Source organism: Ochrobactrum sp. MYb379, from assembly GCF_037479515.1.
In the GTDB taxonomy this organism is placed as follows: domain Bacteria; phylum Pseudomonadota; class Alphaproteobacteria; order Rhizobiales; family Rhizobiaceae; genus Brucella.
This window is the reverse complement of the sequence record NZ_JBBGYW010000002.1, coordinates 99,675-119,780: the sequence shown is the minus strand read 5'-3', so window position 1 is coordinate 119,780 and position 20,106 is coordinate 99,675. Positions and strand designations below refer to the sequence as shown.

Sequence of the window (20,106 nt, the reverse complement as noted above, 5' to 3'; positions counted from 1 at the left end):
TTCGATCTGATTTGATCAGATCTGCGCTCCAACTTATTTATTTTAAGCCGCATCTTAGTCCGAAAACCGTTTCACACTTTTCGGGATGCGCCTTATATGGCGGAAAAGCCCACAAATTGCCAGTACCGGCGCGCTATTGGCCGCACCGTCCTCTGATGACATTCATTATTGATAGCAATTTCTTCAAAAACTGTGTCCTTCCTGCGCCATTTCAAAAATTTCTAAGCTATTTCAAGCCTCTTCGGCTCATTTTGCATAAATTCGCCATAGCCCACTGTTGATTTTTTAACCATATCGCCATTTTATCGGTGCAATATTGTTTTAGCTCGAGCTTTCAAACTCGACGGTGCGAGGGGCGCTCCCCCGAATAGTCAGCCCCACGAACACGCCTGAACTTAAGGCGGAATTGGAGAACCAGATGGGAATTTCAAAAGCAAGTTTGCTCAGCATTGCTGCAGCGGGCGCAATTCTGGCTGGTTGTCAGAGCTCCCGGGTTGGTGGCTTTGACAATACGGTATCGCCGCCGCCACCTGCACCGCTGCGCTCTGCTCCTGTAAGTTCCGTACAGTCTGGAAATCTGAATGCGCCAACCTCGTTCCCGACCGCGCCAGCAACGGACATGTCGCAGCCAGAAGCTGGCACACAGGTTGCAAGCCTTCCGCCCGAATCAGCGCCTGATCTGACACCGGGCAAGGTTGCTGGTGTGTGGAATGCTTCACTTGCCGGTCAGCAGTGTAAGATTGCAACGCCGCAGACCAAATATGGTCAGGGTTTCCGCGCTGGTCCGCTGCGCTGCCCGGGTGAACTGGGAAGCCTCGCTTCATGGGCTGTCAGCGGCAAGCAGCTTTCGCTCTATGATGCCAATGGTGGCACGGTCGCGACACTTTATTCTTCCGGTCAGGGCCGCTTCGATGGCCAGACCACAAGCGGCCAGACTGTTTCGCTGTCGCGCTGATCAGGCAATTGAGTTAAAGACAGGCGGAGCAGTCGCGAGACGCTCCGCCTTTTCTACAATTAGGCGGTTGGACAAGCAATCATGTCTTTCGACGGTAATCTGAAAGCGTTCCCATCGGTTCGTGAGCATTATGATGCGCTGGTAAGGGCAGGCGAGGTTGATTCCGATCCCGCACAGCTTGAGCTGACTGAGCGTTATGACCGCCTCATTGAGGAGATTTGCACCAAGCGTCTGTCGCGCAAATCGAGCGCTTTGGGCTGGCTGTTTGGTAAGCGCAAGGAAATTGCCACAGTCAAAGGACTTTATGTTCACGGTGAAGTTGGCCGCGGTAAGACCATGCTGATGGATATGTTCCTTCAGCTTTTGCCGATTGAACGCAAGCGCCGTGCGCATTTCAATGATTTTATGGCGGATGCGCATGAGCGCATTAATGCACATCGTCAGGCTTTGAAGCGCGGCGAAACCAAGCAAGAAGACCCGATACCGCCGGTGGCTGAGGCTCTTGCTCAACAGGCATGGGTGCTGTGCTTCGACGAATTCACCGTCACTGATATTGCCGATGCGATGATCCTGTCGCGCCTGTTCAGCGCCTTGTTTGAACGCGGCGTGGTGCTGATTGCCACCTCGAATGTTGCGCCAGACAATCTCTATCGCGATGGGCTGAACCGTCAGCTATTTTTGCCATTCGTTGATATTCTCAAAAAGCATGTCGATGTGATCAATCTCGATTCACGCACCGATTACCGTTTGGAAAAGCTTGATCGTCAGCCGGTTTATCTGACGCCGCTTAATTCCGAGACGACCAAGCGCATGGATGCCGCATGGACCGCCCATAAGGACGGTCAGCAAGAAAAGCCTGATGTCGTCCATATCAAGGGCCGCGATATTCCGGTGCGTCAGGCGGTGCCGGGCGCCGCGCGCTTCACTTTCGACGAGCTGTGCGCACAGCCGCTTGCAGCAAATGACTATATTGCCATTGTTTCACGCTACCAGACGCTGTTCATCGATGATGTGCCGGTGCTTGACCATTCGCGCCGCAATGAGGCAAAGCGCTTCATTCTGCTGATCGACGTTCTTTATGATCATCACGCGCGGCTTTTTGTTTCTGCCGAAGCGCAGCCTGAAAAGCTCTATCAGGCAAAGCAGGGTGTCGAAGCTTTCGAGTTTGATCGTACTGCATCGCGCCTGTTTGAAATGCAGAGCGCTGAATATCTGGATGCATTTTCTGAAAAAGCAGCACAGTAAAATGCGGGCGTATTGCCCCTTTACCATCATCTAACTGCCACAGACTCGACTTATAGCATCCGCAGGCTATGTTATCTGGACATGGCTTGGGTGTAGCACGGTTTTCTTTTAATCGGTTCTGCTCACCAATGGAATTTATTTGCGGACGCGCTGTCTTGTTTCAAGAGATGCAAAACAGCCGGACGAAGAGACTCAATTGCCTTCATTTTGCTAAAATATCTTACGTTTACGTAAGAACATATAATTCTAACCGATTGAAAACATTGGTCGCAAAATAATGAGTTGAGTTTTTTTTGAAAGAGTCCTATCGAACCCTCGCAGCGCAGACGCGTTTTCCGGGAGGAAACCGGATAGCTTCATGCGTTTCTGGATCAAACTTGAGGAAAGAAACAACATGGCACGCAACAAGATTGCCCTCATCGGCTCCGGTATGATTGGCGGCACGCTCGCTCATCTTGCTGGTCTGAAGGAACTCGGCGACGTCGTCCTTTTCGACATTGCGGAAGGTACTCCGCAGGGTAAGGGACTGGATATCGCAGAATCTTCACCGGTTGACGGTTTTGATGCGAAGTTCACCGGTGCAAACGACTATGCCGCAATCGAAGGCTCAGACGTTGTCATCGTCACCGCAGGCGTGCCGCGTAAGCCGGGCATGAGCCGCGACGATCTTCTGGGTATCAACCTGAAGGTCATGGAACAGGTCGGCGCAGGCATCAAGAAATACGCTCCTGAAGCTTTCGTTATCTGCATCACCAACCCGCTTGATGCGATGGTTTGGGCCTTGCAGAAATTCTCCGGTCTGCCAGCGCACAAGGTTGTCGGCATGGCTGGCGTTCTCGATAGCGCCCGTTTCCGCTACTTCCTGTCGGAAGAATTCAACGTGTCGGTTGAAGACGTCACTGCATTCGTGCTTGGCGGCCACGGCGACAGCATGGTTCCGCTGGCTCGTTATTCGACTGTTGCCGGTATCCCGCTTCCAGACCTCGTCAAGATGGGCTGGACCACACAGGAAAAGCTCGACAAGATCATTCAGCGCACCCGTGATGGCGGCGCAGAAATCGTCGGTCTGCTCAAGACCGGTTCTGCTTTTTACGCACCGGCAGCTTCGGCCATTCAGATGGCTGAATCCTACCTCAAGGACAAGAAGCGCGTTCTGCCAGTGGCAGCACAGCTGACTGGCCAGTATGGCGTCAAAGACATGTATGTCGGCGTTCCAACCGTAATCGGTGCCAATGGCGTTGAACGTATTATCGAGATCGATCTCGATAAGGACGAAAAGGCCGAGTTCGAAAAGTCGGTCGCTTCTGTAGCCGGTCTTTGTGAAGCTTGCGTCGGTATCGCACCGTCACTGAAATAAGTTCCAGACAAGGCCGGATCGCTCTTGAAAGCGTTCCGGCCTTGTCCGGCTGTTAATCCGCAGAGGACAACCAGATGAATATTCACGAATATCAGGCTAAGCGCCTGCTCCACACTTATGGCGCACCAATCGCCAATGGTGTGGCTGTTTATTCCGTCGAACAGGCGGAAGAATGGGCAAAGACGCTTCCAGGCCCGCTTTATGTCGTCAAGAGCCAGATCCATGCTGGTGGACGCGGCAAGGGCAAATTCAAGGAACTCGGTCCTGATGCAAAGGGCGGCGTTCGCCTTGCAAAGTCGATCGAAGAAGTTGTTTCCCACGCCAAGGAAATGCTCGGCAACACGCTCGTGACCAAGCAGACCGGCGACGCTGGCAAGCAGGTCAACCGTCTTTACATCGAAGATGGTGCAGATATTGAGCGTGAGCTTTATCTCTCGATCCTCATCGACCGCACCGTTGGACGTCCTGCTTTCGTCGTTTCGACCGAAGGCGGCATGGACATTGAAGCTGTTGCTGAAGAAACACCTGAGAAGATCATCACCGTTGCTATCGATCCTGCCAAGGGCGTGACCGATGAAGACGCCAACAAGCTCGCCGACGCGCTGAAGCTTGAAGGTGCAGCGCGTGAAGACGGCCTCAAGCTGTTCCCGATCCTCTACAAGGCTTATACCGATAAGGACATGAGCCTTCTGGAAATCAACCCGCTGATCGTCATGACCGATGGCCGCGTGCGCGTTCTCGATGCCAAGGTATCGTTCGACGGCAATGCACTGTTCCGTCATCCAGACATTCAGGAACTGCGCGATCTGTCGGAAGAAGACGAAAAGGAAATCGAAGCTTCCAAGCACGATCTCGCTTACGTCGCTCTTGATGGCAACATCGGCTGCATGGTCAACGGCGCTGGCCTTGCCATGGCAACCATGGACATCATCAAGCTTTACGGTGCTGAGCCAGCTAACTTCCTCGACGTTGGTGGCGGCGCTACCAAGGAGAAGGTAACGTCTGCGTTCAAGATCATCACCGCTGATCCAGCTGTTCAGGGCATTCTGGTCAACATCTTCGGTGGTATCATGAAGTGTGACGTGATCGCTGAAGGCGTTATCGCTGCGGTCAAGGAAGTCGGTCTCAAGGTTCCATTGGTTGTCCGTCTTGAAGGCACAAATGTTGAACTTGGCAAGAAGATCATCAACGAGAGCGGCCTGAATGTTATTTCGGCTGACGATCTCGACGATGCGGCGCAGAAAATCGTCGCTGCAGTGAAGGGAAACTAAGGCATGTCCATTCTCGTTAACAAGGACACCAAGGTTCTCGTACAGGGCCTGACCGGCAAGACCGGAACATTCCACACCGAACAGGCGCTTGCTTATTACGGCACGCAGATGGTCGGCGGTATCAACCCTAAGAAGGGTGGCGAAACCTGGGAAGGTTCCAAGGGCGAACAGCTTCCAATCTTCGCAACTGTTGCAGAAGCTAAGGAACGCACAGGTGCAGACGCATCGGTGATCTACGTTCCGCCAGCAGGTGCTGCGGCTGCAATCATTGAAGCAATCGAAGCCGAAGTCAGCTTCATTGTTTGCATCACCGAAGGCATTCCTGTCATGGACATGGTTCGCGTCAAGGAGCGTCTCGAACGCTCGAAGTCGCGCCTGCTCGGACCAAACTGCCCAGGCATCCTGACCCCTGAAGAATGCAAGATCGGCATTATGCCGGGCAATATCTTCAAGAAGGGTTCTGTGGGTGTTGTTTCGCGCTCCGGCACACTTACCTATGAAGCAGTGTTCCAGACTTCGAACGAAGGCCTCGGCCAGACCACTGCTGTTGGTATCGGCGGTGATCCGGTTAAGGGCACTGAGTTCATCGACGTGCTGGAAATGTTCCTGGCAGACGATGAAACCAAGTCGATTGTCATGATCGGTGAAATTGGTGGCTCTGCTGAAGAAGATGCAGCGCAGTTCATCAAGGACGAAGCAAAGCGCGGTCGCTCGAAGCCAATGGTTGGCTTTATCGCTGGCCGTACTGCTCCTGCCGGACGCACCATGGGCCATGCAGGCGCTGTGATCTCGGGTGGCAAGGGCGGCGCAGAAGACAAGATTGCAGCCATGGAATCGGCTGGCATTCGCGTGTCTCCTTCGCCAGCACAGCTCGGCAAGACGCTGGTTGAAGTCCTCAAGGGCTGAGACTGCGTCGTTGATTGAAATGATCCGGCAGCGGCGAAAGTTGCTGCCGGGACAAGCGCATCCCAAAAAGTGTGAAGCGGTTTTTGGATAAGATGCGCGCAAAAATACTGAATGCGGTTGGTTTAAGAGAATGTCAGGCTTTGGCCATCATTCTCCCGCAGAGACTGATTTGTAAACGAGTTATGCCGGGGTCTGTTGTGGTTCCTCCCCGGCGGCGTGAGGGATGAAGGTCAAAAGCTTCCGGCCCGCGCATGATGAGCTACTATAAGGAGACGGAGCGGAGGCTCCGGATTAGGTTATGGCAAGGCAAGAACAAGCCAATGACGTTTTCGCCCTTACCTCGTTTCTCTATGGCGGCAATGCCGACTATATTGAGGAGCTCTATGCCAAATACGAGGATGATCCCACATCGGTTGATCAGGAATGGCGCGATTTCTTTGCAGAGCTGAAAGACGATGCCGACGATGTGCGTAAGAACGCACAGGGCGCATCCTGGACGCGCAAGAATTGGCCAATTCCTGCCAATGGCGAGCTGATTTCCGCACTTGACGGCAACTGGGCCGAAGTCGAAAAGCATGTCACGGACAAGCTTAAGGGCAAGGCTGCAAAGGGCGATGCCAAGGCTTCTGCTGCAACATTGACATCAGAAGAGATTGCACAGGCTGCACGCGATAGCGTTCGCGCCATCATGATGATCCGCGCCTATCGTATGCGTGGTCATCTGCATGCTAATCTCGATCCGCTTGGTCTTGCTGAAAAGCCAAATGATTTTAGCGAACTCGATGCATCGACCTATGGCTTCACGCCTGCCGATTATGATCGCAAGATCTTCATCGACAATGTTCTGGGTCTTGAATACGCGACTGTTCCGCAGATGCTTGAAATTCTCAAGCGCACTTATTGCGGCAATGTTGGCGTTGAATTCATGCATATTTCCGATCCGATCGAAAAGGCATGGATTCAGGAACGCATCGAAGGCCCAGATAAAGCCTATGCTTTCACTGCTGAAGGCAAGAAAGCTATTCTATCGAAGCTGATCGAAGCCGAAGGCTTTGAGCAGTTCATCGATGTGAAGTACAAGGGCACCAAGCGTTTCGGTCTTGATGGCGGTGAATCGCTGATCCCGGCGCTGGAGCAGATCGTCAAGCGTGGCGGTCAGATGGGCCTCAAGGAAGTCGTGCTCGGCATGGCGCACCGTGGTCGTCTGAACGTGCTTTCACAGGTTATGGGCAAGCCGCATCGCGCGATCTTCCACGAGTTCAAGGGCGGCTCTTATGCGCCTGACGATGTGGAAGGTTCGGGCGACGTGAAGTACCATCTTGGTGCATCGTCGGACCGCGAGTTCGATGGCAACAAGGTTCACCTTTCGCTGACCGCAAACCCGTCGCATCTTGAAATCGTCAATCCGGTTGTCATGGGCAAGGCACGCGCCAAGCAGGATCTGCTTGTGGGCCGTACCCGCGACGACATGGTGCCACTGACTGAACGCGCGAAAGTTCTGCCGCTGTTGTTGCACGGCGATGCAGCTTTCGCAGGTCAGGGTGTTGTTGCCGAGTGTCTTGGTCTCTCGGGTCTGAAAGGCCACCGGGTCGGCGGTACCCTGCACTTCATCATCAACAACCAGATCGGTTTCACCACCAATCCGGCCTTCTCACGTTCATCGCCTTATCCATCGGATGTGGCGAAGATGATCGAAGCGCCGATCTTCCACGTCAATGGTGACGATCCGGAAGCGGTTGTTTTTGCGGCTAAGGTTGCGATGGAATTCCGTATGATCTTCCACAAGCCTGTGGTGATCGACATGTTCTGCTATCGCCGCTTCGGCCATAATGAAGGTGACGAACCTTCATTTACACAGCCATTGATGTACAAGGAAATCCGCGCGCACAAGACCACTGTTCAGCTCTACAGCGACAAGCTGATGGCTGAAGGTCTGCTTGCACAGGCTGACATCGACAAGATGAAGGCTGACTGGCGCGAAAAGCTTGAGCAGGAATTTGAAGCTGGTCAGAGCTACAAGCCGAACAAGGCTGACTGGTTTGACGGTGCGTGGAGCGGTTTGCGTACGGCGGACAATGCCGACGAACAGCGTCGCGGCAAGACCGGCGTTCCGATCAAGACGCTCAAGGAAATCGGCAAGAAGCTTGTTGAAGTGCCGAAGGATTTCAACGTCCATCGCACGATCCAGCGCTTCCTCGATAACCGCGCCAAGATGATGGAGACTGGCGAAGGCATCGATTGGGCAACTGCTGAATCGCTGGCATTCGGATCGCTGGTTTCCGAAGGCAGCCCGATCCGTCTGTCCGGTCAAGACGTGGAACGCGGCACCTTCTCGCAGCGCCACACGGTTCTCTATGATCAGGAAACCCAGAACCGCTATATCCCGCTGAACAATATTCAGAAGGGGCAGGCAATCTACGAAGCTATCAACTCGATGCTTTCGGAAGAAGCTGTGCTCGGCTACGAATATGGGTATTCGCTGTCCGATCCACGCGCTCTGGTTCTCTGGGAAGCCCAGTTCGGCGATTTCGCCAACGGTGCGCAGGTCGTATTCGATCAGTTCATCTCTTCGGGTGAACGCAAGTGGCTGCGTATGTCGGGTCTCGTCTGCCTTCTGCCGCATGGCTATGAAGGCCAGGGTCCTGAGCATTCGTCTGCTCGTCTGGAACGCTGGTTGCAGATGTGTGCTGAAGATAACATGCAGGTCGCAAACGTTACCACGCCGGCTAACTACTTCCACATTCTACGCCGTCAGATGAAGCGTGACTTCCGTAAGCCGCTGATCATGATGACGCCAAAGTCGCTGCTGCGCCACAAGCGTGCTGTGTCGAGCCTCAACGAACTGTCGGGCGATTCATCGTTCCACCGTCTGCTTTGGGATGACGCACAGTACAACAAGGGCGAAGCTGGCATTAAGCTTCAGAAGGATGGCAAGATCCGTCGCGTGGTTCTTTGCTCGGGTAAGGTCTATTACGATCTTTACGAAGAGCGCGAAAAGCGTGGCATCGACGATGTCTACCTTCTGCGTGTCGAACAGCTTTATCCGTTCCCGGCAAAGGCGCTCATCAATGAGCTGTCGCGCTTCCGTCAGGCAGAAATTGTCTGGTGTCAGGAAGAGCCGAAGAACATGGGTGCGTGGTCGTTCATCGATCCGTATCTCGAATGGGTACTTGCACATATCGACGCCAAGCATCAGCGCGTTCGCTACACCGGTCGTCCGGCAGCGGCGTCGCCTGCAACAGGTCTGATGTCGAAGCACCTTGCGCAGCTTGAGGCTTTCCTCGAGGATGCACTCGGAAACTAATTGAATTGTCAGTAAGAAGCGGTTTGGAAAAGCCGCTTCTTACTGAATTGAACATAAATCTAAAGATCGAAGATCACGGAAGAAGAAACCATGGCCACCGAAATTCGCGTTCCCACGCTTGGGGAGTCCGTTACTGAGGCAACCATCGGAAAGTGGTTCAAGAAGGTTGGCGACACAATCGCTGCTGACGAACCGCTGGTGGAACTGGAAACCGACAAGGTGACAATTGAAGTTCCGGCTGCGGCTGCGGGCGTTCTCGCTGAAATCGTGGCGCAGGAAGGCGACACTGTTGAAGTGAACGCACTGCTCGGCCAGATTTCCGGCGCGGGTTCTGCACCTGCTCCGAAAAAGGAAGAAGCCAAGCCAGCAGCAGCTGCTGCTCCGGCGGCGGCGCCTGCTGCTTCGACATCCGGTCCGGCAATGCAGCCAGCACCGGCTGCTTCCAAGCTTCTCGCTGAAAAAGGCCTGTCAGCTGATCAGGTTGATGGTTCGGGCAAGCGCGGTCAGGTTCTCAAGGGCGACGTTCTCGACGCAATCGCTAAGGGTGTGTCGGCTGCTCCGGTCGCTCAGGCTCCTGCGGCCGCGGCACGTCCTGCTTCATCGGCTGATGATGCACCACGCGAAGAACGCGTGAAGATGACCCGTCTGCGTCAGACCATTGCACGTCGTCTGAAAGACGCGCAGAACACCGCTGCAATGCTCACGACTTACAACGAAGTCGATATGTCTGCTGTGATGGAGCTTCGCGCTCGTTACAAGGACATTTTTGAAAAGAAGCACGGCGTTAAGCTCGGCTTCATGGGCTTCTTCACGAAGGCTGTGACACATGCGCTGAAGGAAATCCCGGCTGTTAACGCCGAGATTGACGGCAACGACATCATCTACAAGAACTTTGCCCATGTCGGCATGGCTGTTGGCACCGATAAGGGTCTTGTTGTTCCAGTTATCCGCGATGCCGATCAGCGTTCAATCGCTGGCGTTGAAAAGGAACTTGGTCGTCTTGCGAAAGCTGCGCGCGATGGTTCGCTTTCGATGGCTGACATGCAGGGCGGCACCTTCACCATCACCAATGGTGGCGTGTACGGCTCGCTGATGTCTTCGCCGATCCTCAACTCGCCGCAGTCGGGTATTCTCGGCATGCACAAGATTCAGGATCGTCCGGTTGTTGTTGGCGGCCAGATCGTCATCCGTCCGATGATGTATCTCGCGCTCTCCTACGATCACCGTATCGTTGACGGCAAGGAAGCAGTGACCTTCCTCGTTCGCGTTAAGGAAAGCCTGGAAGATCCAGAACGTCTGGTTCTCGATCTTTAATCGCAACGCATTATCCTACGCAAAACCGCTTCGCGCTTTTGCTGGAAATGCTCTGAGGTAAAAAATAATGGAGCCGGGTATCCTTTCCGCGTCGTCTTTTCTTCCGCTGATTGGCTGGAGTGTCGTTCTGCTGGTGGTTCATATCCTCCTGCAGGGCTGGACGGTGACGAGGGAGCTCGGCTCCAAATGGAATGCGGGTCCGCGCGATAATGGCTTGAAAGCCTCTGGTCATCTGGCCGGTCGTGCGGAACGCGCTTCCAATAATTTCCGCGAGACTTATCCTGCATTTGTTGCGCTCGCTTTGGGCCTTGTGTTTAAAGGCGATGCGGCAACTCTCGGGCTTTATGGTGCATGGATATGGTTTATCTGCCGCATCGTCTATGTGCCGCTTTATCTGGCGGGTATCCCGTATATCCGCTCGCTGGTCTGGGTTGGTTCGCTGGCCGGGCTTGCACTCATGTTTTTCAATCTGGTTTTTTGATGCTTGCCTGCATCGTGACGATGCGGGGCGAAGGATAAGTGATGCATCCCTATCTGTTTGAACTTGCATCCCTGATGGCGATCTTTGTTTTCGCTATCGTTTCGCCGGGCGCTGATCTGGCGATGGTTATTCGTCAGTCGCTGATGCATGGCCGTCGCGAGGCAATCATTACCAGCTTTGGTATTGGTGCAGCACTCATGATGCATGTCACTTATACGGTGCTTGGTCTGGGGCTGATCATTTCGCAGTCGATCTATTTGTTCAACATCGTCAAATGGTGTGGTGTGGCCTATCTGGTCTATATCGGCATTAAAGCGTTGCGCGCAGGCACAACCAAGATCGATGTGGATATGAGCAAACAGGAACCACGCGCCGCGCAGAGCGCAGTTCGGGCGTTCAGCCTTGGTTTCGCTGCCAATGCGCTGAACCCAAAAGCCGTGTTCTTCTTCCTTTCGATTTTCTCGACCGTTGTCAGCCTTCACACCCCCAATGAAGTGAAGCTAGGCTATGGTGTTGTGATGGCCTCGGCATTGATTTCGTGGTTCATCGGTGTCAGCCTTTTCATGACGACGCCAAAAATGCGTGCCGTGTTCTCGCGTGCTTCAAAATGGATCGACAGAACAAGCGGCGTGGTTTTCATTGCGCTTGGTCTCAAACTTGCCATCGCTAAAGCGCAGTAATCGCTGCCGGACGATTGAGGAGAACCGACAGATGCATGACGTTAAGAAGCTTTTCAAAGTGGTGGCTGCATCAGCGCTTGCTGTGACGGTTTTCTCGAGCGCCGTTCAGGCCGCCTGTACACAGAACCGCGCGACTTATCGCGATCAGGGCGATGCTTACACCCTCACCTTCCATGAGGCGCAGTCGAATGCGCTCAAGATGAGCCCAGCACCCACCAATGAATTCACAATCACTGCTGATGACAAGCCGGAGTTTAAGCTGACGGGTCTTGTGATCTGGCCGGAAGAGGGGATTGCGCGCCCGTATGCGCTGATCACCTATAATTGCAAGAATGGCGGCACGGAGCCGGAAGATCTCGATGATTGCAGTCTCTGGCAGAGCGTTGTTTATGCGCTGAAAGAAGGTGCGGAAGCCGATGTGTTGCCCAAGGCCGACGAGCCAGCAGCGCAGGCAATTCTGTTTCCTGATCTTGTGACAGCGCTTGATGGATATGATTTTGGTGCAGCGAAGCCGGAAAAGCCGCTTCAGTTTGAAAGCTTCCGCTTTAAATCCTGCACACCTGAGGAATGACCGGATTTCCGGTTGAAAATAATTGACGAGCCGGGAGTGGCTCAGACGTAAGAAGGATAGTTCAATGTCTTATGATGTGGTTGTCATTGGTACCGGCCCCGGCGGCTATGTTGCTGCAATCAAGGCCGCACAGCTCGGCCTATCGGTCGCTGTGGTGGAAAAGCGCAAGACCTTTGGCGGCACCTGTCTCAATGTTGGCTGCATTCCTTCCAAGGCGCTGTTGCATGCGTCTGAAGTCTTTGCCGAAGCCGGTCATTCATTCGACACGCTCGGCGTTGAAATCAGCAAGCCGAAGCTCAATCTTGAAAAGATGATGGCGCATAAGGATGCGACCGTTAAGTCGAATACCTCGGGCGTCGAATTCTTGTTCAAGAAGAACAAGATCACCGCTTTCATAGGCACCGGCAAGGTCATTGCCAAGGGCAAGGTTTCTGTGACTGCCGAAGACGGCAGTGTTCAGGAAATTGAAGCCAAGAACATCATCATTGCAACCGGTTCGGACGTCGCTGGCATTCCGGGCGTTAAGGTCGATATTGACGAGAAGGTCATTCTGTCTTCGACGGGCGCAATTGCGCTCGACAAGGTTCCAGAGCATCTCGTTGTTGTTGGCGGTGGCGTGATTGGTCTTGAGCTTGGTTCGGTCTGGGCGCGTCTCGGCGCGAAAGTGACTGTCGTTGAATATCTCGACAAGGTGCTTGGTGCGATGGATGGCGAAGTGTCGAAGCAGTTCCAGCGTCTGCTGGAGAAGCAGGGCATTGCTTTCAAGCTTAGCGCGAAAGTAACTGGCGTTGAAAAGTCGGCTAAGGGTGCAAAAGTGACCTTTGAGCCGGTTAAGGGTGGCGATGCAGAAACCATCGAAGCCGATGCAGTTCTGATTTCGACTGGCCGTCGTCCTTACACGGATGGTCTGGGTCTTCAGGAAGCTGGCGTGAATGTCGATGATCGCGGTCGCGTTGCGATTGACGGTCACTGGCGCACCAATGTCGAAGGCATTTATGCCATCGGTGACGTGGTTCAGGGCCCGATGCTGGCGCACAAGGCTGAGGATGAAGGCATTGCAGTTGCCGAAATCATCGCTGGTCAGGCTGGACATGTAAACTTCGACGTTATTCCAAGCGTTGTTTACACGCAGCCGGAAGTCGCTTCTGTCGGCAAAACCGAAGAAGAACTGAAAGCCGCTGGCGTTGAATACAAAATTGGCAAGTTCCCGTTCACTGCCAACGGTCGCGCACGCGCTATGCAGCACACGGATGGCTTTGTGAAGATCCTTGCTGACAAGTCAACAGATCGCGTTCTTGGCGCGCATATCCTCGGCTATAATGCCGGTGAAATGATCCACGAACTGGCGGTTCTGATGGAATTTGGTGGTTCGTCCGAAGATCTGGCACGCACTTGCCACGCTCACCCAACCATGTCGGAAGCCGTTCGTGAATCGGCGCTGGCGACTTTCGCCAAGCCAATTCATATGTAATTGCTGGTTTCAGTTCCATAATAAAAGGCCCGCGCAAGCGGGCCTTTTTCGTATGATTAGTTCTGTGCCGGTGGTGCAGGCGGCGGCGGTGTTGTTGGTTCAACTGGTGCCGGTGCTGCTGCAGGTGGCGTTGCTGGCGGTGCCGCAGGTGGCATCGTGGTTTCGCCCTGCGCCGCTGGCGGCGGTGGCGCTGCCGTATCTGTTGTCCCGCTTCTGTAGAAGAAAAAGCCCAGAATGAGGATTGCGGCGAGCAGAATAACTGCAAGCATCATACCGCTGCCACCTTTCGGCTGCGGTGGCCGTCCGACCGGGTTTGCAAGCGGGTCCGTCTGACGCGGATTGTTTAAAGGATCATTACGGGGATCGAGTGGGTCAACCATTTGCTCTCCTCCGGTTGGTTGCAACCATTGGAAGACTTAACGCGAGCGCGCCGCAATTGTTCCAGTTTACTGTGCGGTGATGGTGTAGCCCTGCGCACGCAGGAGTTCTATCAGTCCTTCTTGTCCGGGAAGGTGCAATGCGCCAACGGCAACAAAAGCCCCGCCGTTCCTCAAAATAGGTGCTGCACGCTTTGCCATGATATGATTGCGGTCTGTCAGCAACACTTTTTGGAAAAGCTCGTAATCGTCTTCTGAAAGCCCATCGGGCACAATCTTGCGCAATGCTGGCATGACCATTCCGGTTTCGCCTTGAAGATAAAGCGCAATCGTGGTTTCCATGGCGTCTTCAATCGTATCGCCAAATTGGGCGCTAGAAATCAGATTGCGGATGTGAAAATCAAGCGGAAGCCTGTTCATCGCCTCAAGCTGCTCGACCGCGTTTTCAAGGCCGAGGACCGTCCGGCCCTGATCCTGAGCTTCTGTGATCAGGTATCCGTCGAGGAAGTCCGCGCCTTCGAGTTTTCTCTGTCTTTCGCATTTGGGAAGTGCAAGCAGGCTTGTGATGATCCATGGTTTCATCTTGCCAACGGCACCAAGAATGATGCCGCGCGCTTCCAGTTTCTTATCGATTTCTTCGAGCTGGTCCTGTGGCAGATGCGATTGTAGCGTTGAGCCATCTGTGAACTGGATCAGTTCCGGCTGCTCAAGTTTAACCCGCAGAAAGGCTTTTGGGTCGGTAATATCGGTTGCTTCGACGACAATCGCATCTGCATCATCATAGGCCTTTGCTACCGCATCGGGCAGGGCCATCACGCGCGGATCGCTTAGGTGAATGGTTCCGAACAAATAGGATGGCTTGAGTCCATCCTTCTCGATTTTCCAGAAGATGCCCTTGTGATTGGGCATTTCGCTCGCTTCTTTCTGAAGCTCGGCCCAGAGTTTTGGGTCTTTTTTGTCCAGACCGTCAATAAGATTGACGCCGTGTGGAGTACAGGTGGCTTGCCTGCTTTCAGCGCTGGCATGTGCGGAACTGACGACAAGAGCACAGGCAAAAACAAAGAACAGCTTTTTCATAAGGTGAATATAGGATGGTGAGCGCAAGATGGCACCCTAGATTAAGCGCGGGGATGCGCTTTGTCATAAACATCAAGAAGCCTTGCGCTATCGACGCCGGTATAGACCTGCGTGGTTGAGAGACTCGCATGTCCGAGCAGTTCCTGAATGGTGCGAAGATCGCCGCCACGGCCCAGCAGATGCGTGGCAAAGGAATGACGCAGCGCATGGGGCGTTGCGGTGTCAGGAAGGCCGAGACCTGCGCGCAGCTTTTGCATTTCGCGCTGGATGATGGCTGCATGAAGCTCGCCGCCTTTGGCTCCCCGAAACAAAGGCTTGTCAGCAGACAGATCAAACGGACAGAGTTCGCGATATTGCGCTATAGCGCGATGGACTGCGGGAAGCAGTGGCACCATGCGGGATTTGCCGCCTTTACCCGTGATCGTGATGGATAGCGCAGACGCGTCGCTCAATGCATCACCTGCAAGGCCCAGTGCTTCGGAAATGCGAAGGCCGCAGCCGTAAAGCAATGTCAGAACGGCAGCATTGCGGGCGGCAATCCAAGGCTCTTCTGCCATCTGACCATCGGCGGCGACAACCTTGCGGGCATCCTCTGCGGTCAGCGGTTTTGGCAGTGATTTTGGCTGGCGCGGTGCGCGTATGGCGGTGGCACCAGCGGCATTCACCAGACCGCGCTTTTCCAGGTGCTTAAGCAGGGAGCGGACACCAGCAAGGCCACGCCCCAATGTGCGCGCACCAGCCCCATCGCTGCGGCGGTTTGCGAGATAGGAGCGCAGATCAGCGACGCGCAGACTGCCGATGTCCTTAATCGAAGGCGGTTCACCGAGGTGTCCGGTCATGAATTGCAGAAACTGGCGCGTGTCGCGCTCATAGGCTTCCAGCGTATTTTCCGAAAGACGACGCATATCTTTGAGCGTTTTCAGCCATTCCTCGCGTGCAGCTGCAAGATCTGCGCGGGCAGGGATAAGGAATTCGCTTTTGCGCGTCATGGTCGGGATTCGCTACTTGAGTTGGGCTGCGTACACTTTGCCAGCGATAGGTTGCCGGGCGGTAAACTTACCGCTTTTCGTTTTTCTTGGCGTTTTCATGGGAAATTGAGTAAGCGATGGAAAATAGTCCTTCAATTACGGAAATATTCATGTCGCGCCTAGAAAACCCGATCCAGCTTGCCGTCATCGGAGCCGCTCATGGCATACGTGGCGAAGTTCGGGTCAAGACATTTACCGATGACCCGCTTTCCATTGCTGATTATGGCCATCTTTATGATGCGCAGGGCAAGGCCTATGAAGTGCTTGAAGCACGTTCGGCCAAGACTGTGGTTGTGGTTCGCTTCAAAGGCGTTAATGACCGCAACGCTGCCGAAGCATTGAACGGCACCGAGCTTTTCATCGACCGTTCGCAGCTCCATGATGAAGAACTTGATGAAGACGAGTTTTTCCAGACTGATCTGATTGGTCTTGAAGCCTTTGATGCTGAAGGCAAGTCTTATGGCATTGTCAGTGCCCTTTTTGATTTTGGTGCTGGCGATCTGATCGAGCTGAGTCTCAAGGGAAAGCGCCCGATGCTAATTCCTTTTACGGAAGCCGCAGTGCCGGAAATCGATTTCGATAAGGGTACTATTCGTGTCGATCCGTATGCTGCGGGGCTTATTGCCGACGACGATGACAATCCGGATAATGAGCGCGATAGACCTGAAAAAGAACAGAAGCGGCCAAAGAAGTCATGAACGATCTGCCTGACACAGATAAGCAGGGATTTCATGCCTCGGTGCTAACCCTTTATCCCGAAATGTTTCCGGGACCGCTGGGTGTATCGCTGGCAGGCAAGGCGCTTACTGATAATACATGGTCGCTTGATACGGTGCAGATCCGCGATTTTGCCGAAGGCAAGCATCGCATGGTCGATGACACGCCATCGGGTGGCGGCGCTGGCATGGTTATGAAGGCGGACGTGGTGGCGCGTGCACTCGATTCGGTTGCTGATGACCGCCCTATGCTGCTGATGAGCCCGCGCGGGGCGCCATTGACGCAAAAGCGCGTGCGTGAACTGGCTGACGGTCCGGGAGCCATCATTCTCTGTGGTCGTTTTGAAGGCGTCGATGAGCGAGTGATCGAAGGCCGCCAACTCGAAGAGATTTCGATTGGTGATTATATTCTCTCAGGTGGAGAGACAGCGGCTATTGTATTGCTTGATGCCATTGTGCGGCTTTTGCCTGGTGTGATGGGCAATCAGGAATCGGGTGAGACGGAAAGTTTTGAGACCGGGCTTCTTGAGCATCCGCATTATACACGCCCGCAAGTCTGGGAAGACCGTGCAATCCCGGATGTGCTGACATCCGGCAATCATGGTGCCATTGCGAAATGGCGTCATGCGCAGGCAGAACGCATTACAAAGGAACGGCGTCCGGACCTTTGGGACACTTATCGCGAGGGCAAACGCAAATGAATCTGATCCAGCGGCTCGAAAGTCTTTCACTCGCGCTGCTGGCGCTGGGTGCTTATTGGGTAAGTGGCGTGAGCTGGTGGCTATTTGCGATTCTCATCCTCGCACCGGATCTGTCGTTCTTTGCCTATCTCAAAGGTCCGCGCACGGGTGCGATCATTTATAACATCGCGCATAGCTGGATCGGTGTTGTGCTCGTGGCAGTGCTTGGCTGGGTGATGAGCTGGCCGCTTTGCTTCGCTGTTGCGCTTATCTGGGCGGTTCATATTGGTATTGATCGTGCCCTCGGTTTCGGTCTCAAGTATGGAACCAGTTTTCAGGATACGCATCTCGGACGCATTGGCGGGAAATAGCGAAATCTGAGCCGTGATATTGATTCAATGCGCGCAATGGTGTATTGCCGCGCCAGTTCGGGAAAACCCGACGTCTTTTAACTAATAAATGGTGCACCGCTCCTGCCTGATTTTTCAGGCATAACCACAAGGCCAAAGATGCTTGGTGGTAAGTGCAGAGCGCTCTGGCTGTTTGAGAATAATTCGTAGAGGAATCAGACGATGGTCGATATTATTCGTCAGCTTGAAGCCGAACAGGCAGCAAAGATTGAAGAAAAGCGCAAGCTTCCAGATTTTAAGCCAGGCGACAACGTTCGCGTTCAGGTTCGCGTTACCGAAGGTACGCGTACTCGTGTCCAGGCCTATGAAGGCGTTTGCATTGCGCGTTCCGGCGCTGGCATCAATGAAAGCTTCACGGTTCGTAAGATTTCTTACGGCGAAGGCGTAGAGCGCGTATTCCCAGTTTACTCGCCAATCGTAGAAGGTGTTGAACTCGTTCGCCGCGGTAAGGTCCGTCGCGCGAAGCTTTACTACCTTCGTGGCCTCACCGGTAAGGCTGCACGTATTGCTGAGAAAAAAGACAACCGCACCAAGGCAGAACGCGAAGCCGATAAGGCCGCTGCTGCTAAGGCAGAAGCTGCAAAGACTGCTGCTGAATAAGCCAGTTTTCGCATGAATCTGAAAAAGGCGGTCTTTGGACCGCCTTTTTTATTTGCAAAATTCAAAAGCCTGCGTAACATATTGCATAATTCCGCCAATATTGCGCAAGATTGTTACTGCGACACCCTGTTGCGGTTGCGCTTTCTTGACGAAATGCTGCGGCGGGTGCATATGACAGCCAATTAAGAACTATTCAAAGGAACTCTCGCAATGAGCGCGCCGCGTACACTTTATGACAAGATCTGGGACGACCATGTAGTGGATCAGCAGGACGATGGTACCTGCCTCCTTTATATTGATCGCCATCTTGTGCACGAAGTGACAAGCCCGCAGGCTTTTGAAGGTCTGCGCATGGCTGGACGTCAGGTGCGTCATCCTGAGAGAACACTGGCCGTTGTCGATCATAACGTTCCAACGTCGCCTGACCGCGTAAACGGCATCAAGAACGAAGAAAGCCGTATTCAGGTTGAAGCGCTTGCTAAAAATGCAGCCGACTTCGGCGTTGAATATTATTCTGAACGCGATAAGCGTCAGGGTGTTGTGCACATCGTTGGTCCGGAACAGGGCTTTACGCTGCCCGGCATGACGATTGTTTGCGGTGATAGCCACACATCGACCCACGGCGCTTTCGGATCGCTTGCGCACGGTATCGGCACATCGGAAGTCGAGCACGTTTTGGCAACCCAGACGCTGATTCAGAAAAAAGCCAAGAACATGCTGGTGCGTGTTGAGGGTGAACTGGCCGCAGGCGTTACCGCCAAGGACATCACACTTGCGATCATCGGTGAAATCGGTACCGCAGGCGGAACCGGTTACGTGATTGAATATGCAGGCAGCGCCATTCGTTCGCTGTCGATGGAAGGTCGCATGACCGTCTGCAACATGTCGATTGAAGGCGGCGCGCGCGCTGGTCTTATCGCGCCGGACGAAACAACTTTTGCTTATGTCGCTGACAAGCCACGCGCGCCAAAGGGCGAAGCGCTGGAACAGGCCATTGGTTATTGGAAGACGTTGCATTCGGATGAAGGCGCGCATTTCGACAACATCGTTGAACTGGATGCCGCCAAGATTTCGCCGGTTGTATCCTGGGGTTCTTCGCCGGAAGACGTGGTCTTTGTAACTGACATCGTTCCGAACCCGGACGAGATCAAGGACGAAACCAAGCGTGCATCGAAGTGGCGTGCGCTTGATTACATGGGTTTGAAGCCGGGCACCAAGATGACCGACATCAAGATCGACCGTGTTTTCATCGGTTCTTGCACCAATGGTCGTATTGAAGATCTGCGCGATGCGGCACGTATGGCTGCTGGCAAGACAGTTGCCGCGGGCGTCAGTGCCATGATCGTTCCAGGTTCCGGTCTTGTGAAGGAGCAGGCGGAAGCTGAAGGTCTCGACAAGATTTTCATCGAAGCAGGCTTTGATTGGCGTGAGCCGGGCTGCTCGATGTGTCTTGCTATGAATGACGATCGTTTGAAGCCGGGCGAACGTTGCGCTTCGACCTCAAACCGTAACTTCGAAGGCCGTCAGGGCTTCAAAGGTCGCACGCATCTCGTGTCGCCAGCTATGGCAGCTGCTGCGGCAATTGCCGGTCATTTTGTCGATATTCGCGACTGGAACTAATTTTTCTATTCCATGAATACCAAAGCCGTCGGAGTAATCCGGC

19 protein-coding genes are annotated in these 20,106 nt (G+C 53.9%); 16 read left to right on the top strand and 3 right to left on the bottom strand.

Annotated features, from left to right (window positions below):
• Positions 1 to 418: 418 nt before the first annotated feature.
• From WH356_RS04670 to lpdA, 11 genes are all read left to right on the top strand, one after another.
• On the top strand, positions 419 to 955 hold the full coding sequence (locus WH356_RS04670) for a protease inhibitor Inh/omp19 family protein (RefSeq protein ID WP_339509036.1): 537 nt from the start codon (positions 419 to 421) through the stop codon (positions 953 to 955).
• An 81-nt stretch (positions 956 to 1,036) separates the two neighbouring features.
• On the top strand, positions 1,037 to 2,200 hold the full coding sequence (gene zapE, locus WH356_RS04665; RefSeq protein ID WP_339509035.1) for a cell division protein ZapE: 1,164 nt from the start codon (positions 1,037 to 1,039) through the stop codon (positions 2,198 to 2,200).
• 394 nt (positions 2,201 to 2,594) lie between these two features.
• Complete coding sequence (gene mdh / locus WH356_RS04660; protein ID WP_339509034.1) at positions 2,595 to 3,557, top strand: malate dehydrogenase; 963 nt, start codon at positions 2,595 to 2,597, stop codon at positions 3,555 to 3,557.
• A 74-nt stretch (positions 3,558 to 3,631) separates the two neighbouring features.
• Complete coding sequence (gene sucC, locus WH356_RS04655) at positions 3,632 to 4,828, top strand: ADP-forming succinate--CoA ligase subunit beta (RefSeq protein WP_339509033.1); 1,197 nt, start codon at positions 3,632 to 3,634, stop codon at positions 4,826 to 4,828.
• Positions 4,829 to 4,831: 3 nt separating this feature from the next.
• The gene (sucD, locus tag WH356_RS04650; RefSeq protein ID WP_339509032.1) at positions 4,832 to 5,734 is read left to right on the top strand and encodes a succinate--CoA ligase subunit alpha; all 903 of its coding nucleotides are present in this window, start codon (positions 4,832 to 4,834) and stop codon (positions 5,732 to 5,734) included.
• A 298-nt stretch (positions 5,735 to 6,032) separates the two neighbouring features.
• Positions 6,033 to 9,038, top strand: a complete 3,006-nt coding sequence (locus WH356_RS04645; RefSeq protein WP_339509031.1) for a 2-oxoglutarate dehydrogenase E1 component — start codon at positions 6,033 to 6,035, stop codon at positions 9,036 to 9,038.
• 90 nt (positions 9,039 to 9,128) lie between these two features.
• Complete coding sequence (gene odhB, locus WH356_RS04640) at positions 9,129 to 10,352, top strand: 2-oxoglutarate dehydrogenase complex dihydrolipoyllysine-residue succinyltransferase (RefSeq protein WP_339509030.1); 1,224 nt, start codon at positions 9,129 to 9,131, stop codon at positions 10,350 to 10,352.
• A 67-nt stretch (positions 10,353 to 10,419) separates the two neighbouring features.
• A complete protein-coding gene (locus tag WH356_RS04635) occupies positions 10,420 to 10,833 on the top strand; it encodes an MAPEG family protein (RefSeq protein ID WP_339509029.1) in 414 nt (137 codons plus the stop codon).
• A 41-nt stretch (positions 10,834 to 10,874) separates the two neighbouring features.
• Positions 10,875 to 11,513, top strand: a complete 639-nt coding sequence (locus tag WH356_RS04630) for a LysE family translocator (RefSeq protein WP_339509028.1) — start codon at positions 10,875 to 10,877, stop codon at positions 11,511 to 11,513.
• A gap of 31 nt (positions 11,514 to 11,544) precedes the next feature.
• Positions 11,545 to 12,084, top strand: a complete 540-nt coding sequence (locus WH356_RS04625; RefSeq protein WP_339509027.1) for a hypothetical protein — start codon at positions 11,545 to 11,547, stop codon at positions 12,082 to 12,084.
• A 64-nt stretch (positions 12,085 to 12,148) separates the two neighbouring features.
• Positions 12,149 to 13,555 carry a dihydrolipoyl dehydrogenase gene (lpdA, locus tag WH356_RS04620; protein WP_339509026.1) on the top strand — a complete coding sequence of 469 codons (1,407 nt, stop codon included), beginning with the start codon at positions 12,149 to 12,151 and terminating at the stop codon, positions 13,553 to 13,555.
• Between the two features lie 56 nt (positions 13,556 to 13,611).
• Here the strand turns inward: lpdA and WH356_RS04615 are convergent, their stop codons facing one another.
• The 3 genes from WH356_RS04615 to WH356_RS04605 all read right to left on the bottom strand — a co-directional run bounded on the left by WH356_RS04615 (position 13,612) and on the right by WH356_RS04605 (position 15,998).
• The gene (locus WH356_RS04615) at positions 13,612 to 13,935 is read right to left on the bottom strand and encodes a hypothetical protein (protein ID WP_339509025.1); all 324 of its coding nucleotides are present in this window, start codon (positions 13,933 to 13,935) and stop codon (positions 13,612 to 13,614) included.
• Between the two features lie 66 nt (positions 13,936 to 14,001).
• The gene (locus tag WH356_RS04610; protein WP_339509504.1) at positions 14,002 to 15,009 is read right to left on the bottom strand and encodes a TraB/GumN family protein; all 1,008 of its coding nucleotides are present in this window, start codon (positions 15,007 to 15,009) and stop codon (positions 14,002 to 14,004) included.
• Between the two features lie 41 nt (positions 15,010 to 15,050).
• Positions 15,051 to 15,998 (bottom strand): tyrosine recombinase XerC, encoded by a 948-nt coding sequence (locus WH356_RS04605; RefSeq protein ID WP_339509024.1) that lies wholly within the window; start codon positions 15,996 to 15,998, stop codon positions 15,051 to 15,053.
• 149 nt (positions 15,999 to 16,147) lie between these two features.
• Here WH356_RS04605 and rimM point away from each other — a divergent pair, with 149 nt between their 5' ends.
• From rimM to leuC, 5 genes are all read left to right on the top strand, one after another.
• Positions 16,148 to 16,735, top strand: coding sequence for a ribosome maturation factor RimM (rimM, locus tag WH356_RS04600; protein ID WP_339509023.1), 588 nt, complete (start codon positions 16,148 to 16,150; stop codon positions 16,733 to 16,735).
• Entirely contained in the window at positions 16,732 to 17,454 is a 723-nt protein-coding gene (gene trmD, locus WH356_RS04595) for a tRNA (guanosine(37)-N1)-methyltransferase TrmD (protein ID WP_339509022.1), read from the top strand. The genes rimM and trmD overlap by 4 nt, the downstream gene beginning before the upstream one ends.
• Complete coding sequence (locus WH356_RS04590; RefSeq protein WP_339509021.1) at positions 17,451 to 17,804, top strand: DUF4260 domain-containing protein; 354 nt, start codon at positions 17,451 to 17,453, stop codon at positions 17,802 to 17,804. Before trmD ends, WH356_RS04590 begins: the two co-directional genes overlap by 4 nt.
• 201 nt (positions 17,805 to 18,005) lie before the next feature.
• Positions 18,006 to 18,443 carry a 50S ribosomal protein L19 gene (gene rplS, locus WH356_RS04585; protein WP_339509020.1) on the top strand — a complete coding sequence of 146 codons (438 nt, stop codon included), beginning with the start codon at positions 18,006 to 18,008 and terminating at the stop codon, positions 18,441 to 18,443.
• Between the two features lie 210 nt (positions 18,444 to 18,653).
• Complete coding sequence (leuC, locus tag WH356_RS04580) at positions 18,654 to 20,063, top strand: 3-isopropylmalate dehydratase large subunit (protein ID WP_339509019.1); 1,410 nt, start codon at positions 18,654 to 18,656, stop codon at positions 20,061 to 20,063.
• Positions 20,064 to 20,106 lie beyond the last annotated feature (43 nt).